This is a genomic window from Paraburkholderia sp. J7, assembly GCF_905220155.1.
Lineage (GTDB): Bacteria > Pseudomonadota > Gammaproteobacteria > Burkholderiales > Burkholderiaceae > Paraburkholderia.
Map to the genome: position 1 here is coordinate 1 of NZ_CAJMYZ010000070.1, position 1337 is coordinate 1337.

The window sequence follows — 1337 nt, forward strand, 5'->3', positions numbered from 1 at the left end:
GTGGAGCAGCCCCCTGAATCACCGGACACAGTCTCCCGCTTAAACTAACGAGTAGGCATAAGACTGTGTTTTTGACTAACACCAGGCAGGAAGTGATGGAAGTGTTGACGGGCCCGGAGCGTCGGCGGCGCTGGACGGCGGAACAAAAGCTGGCGATGGTGCGAGAGAGCTTCGAACCGGGGAAATCGGTTTCGATGGTTGCGCGCCAGCATGGCGTGAACCCGAACCAGCTGTTCCACTGGCGCAAGTTGTACCAGGACGGGAGCCTGTCAGCGGTAAAGGCCGGCGAAGAAGTTGTTGCGGCATCGGAATTGGCCGATGCACTCAAGCAGATTCGCGAGCTGCAACGGATGCTCGGCAAGAAGACCATGGAGAACGAGATTCTTCGCGAAGCAGTCGAGTATGGTCGGGCAAAAAAATGGATAGCGCACTCGCCCTTGCTGCCGGAGGACGACCAGTGAAGCTGGTCTGTGAAGTTCTCGGCGTGTCGCGCTCGAACGTATCGGCACGACTGTCGCGTCCGGCTACATGGCGGGATAGACGTCAATCGAGACAGACCGACGATGCGAGCGTGGTCGAGGAAATCAGGCGCGTCGTCGGCGATTTGCCCAGCTATGGCTATCGCCGCGTCTGGGGCACTTTGCGCAACGAACGCATTGCGCTTGGTCTGGTGCCCTTCAATGCAAAGCGTATCTACCGCGTCATGCGCACGCACGGGCTGTTGATGCAGCGCCGACCGATACCACCCAGGCCGCAACGCCGGCACGACGGCAAGGTGGCCGTAGCGCGCAGCAATCAGCGATGGTGCTCCGACGGCTTCGAGTTTCGCTGCGACAACGGTGAACCATTGCGCGTGACGTTTGCACTGGACTGCTGCGACCGTGAAGCGCTGAGCTGGGCGGCCACGACGGCAGGCCACAGCGGCGACATTGTGCGCGACGTGATGCTGGCTGCAGTGGAAAACCGGTTTGGCAACGAGCTGCATACACCGTCCGAAATCGAGTGGCTGAGCGACAACGGTTCGGGCTACACGGCCGACGACACACGTCGGTTCGCAGTCGCCATCGGGCTGAAGCCATTGACCACGCCGGTGTGTAGCCCGCAAAGTAACGGCATGGCCGAGAGTTTCGTGAAAACGATGAAGCGCGACTACGTCGCCTTCATGCCGAAGCCGGATGCAGCGACCGCGGCAAGCAACCTGGCCATTGCGTTCGAGCATTACAACGAGAAGCATCCCCATAGCGCGCTGAAATACCGCTCGCCTCGCGAGTTCCGGCGCTCGATGGACTCAGCAACCTTAGTGTGAAGCTGTGTCCGGGATTGCAGGGTCAACTCCA

At 60.4% G+C, this 1337-nt stretch carries 1 protein-coding gene; it reads left to right on the forward strand.

Translation table 11 applies throughout. From position 1 onward, the window contains the following. Positions 1–95: 95 nt before the first annotated feature. A protein-coding gene (locus tag U5A58_RS40340; RefSeq protein WP_321965447.1) for an IS3 family transposase occupies positions 96–1306 on the forward strand; the annotation gives its coding sequence in 2 pieces (ribosomal slippage) (positions 96–411 and positions 411–1306; 1212 coding nt in all). The last annotated feature ends 31 nt before the right edge of the window (positions 1307–1337 follow it).